Source organism: Roseateles sp. P5_B10, assembly GCF_056400485.1.
In genome coordinates this window covers 1-639 of the sequence record NZ_JBFULE010001545.1, presented here as the reverse complement: position 1 = coordinate 639, position 639 = coordinate 1, and the positions used below count along the sequence as shown (strand labels likewise).

General features: G+C 61.5%; 1 protein-coding gene. It reads right to left on the bottom strand.

Annotation, left to right across the window (positions count from 1 at the left end):
• Positions 1-631, bottom strand: a 631-nt coding sequence (locus AC1DU6_RS34500) for an MATE family efflux transporter (RefSeq protein ID WP_477862987.1), incomplete at its 3' end; no start/stop codon positions are given.
• Between the last annotated feature and the right edge of the window lie 8 nt (positions 632-639).

Here is a 639-nt window from a genome sequence, read left to right as displayed (position 1 = left end):
GCGTTACATAGGCGGCGAGGCGATCCTTGTCGCCGGCCGCGTGATATTCAGTGAATCGATGCGCCGTTGTCGCCGACATCGCATAGTGAATGAACGACACCAGCGCCAAGGTTTTTACGACGGCGAAATACACACCGACTTCGTCGGATGAGACGAATTGCCGCAGCACCAGCACGTCGGTGTAGGACAGCAGCAGATAGAAGCTCTCGACCAGCAGGATCGGCAGGGATACCGCAAGCCAGCCACGATAGTCGTAGGCCTTCGGGCCGGGTTCGATATGCGCCGCGAGGCGGCGATTGAGTACGATCATCTGGCCGATCATCGCAACCCACACTGCCGCGACGCTGGCCAGCATCGCGATGGTCGCACCGAGCTTAAAGCCCAGTGCGAAGGCGCCGGCGGTGAAGCCGATGATGAGCGCCTGGCGGATGATGAATTGCGGCATCAGGCCGAGGCGCATCCAGTCATGGGAGCGCGCGATACCATCTTGCGTGTTGGCAACGACGAAGGCCGGCAGTGTCAGGCAGCCCAAATAGAGCGGCACCACCGTGTCGGCGTCGATCCATGGCGAGATGAGTTTGACGAGGCCAGCGAGCAGCAGCGAGACGATCACCGAGACGATGCCGGTCATCCAGCGGC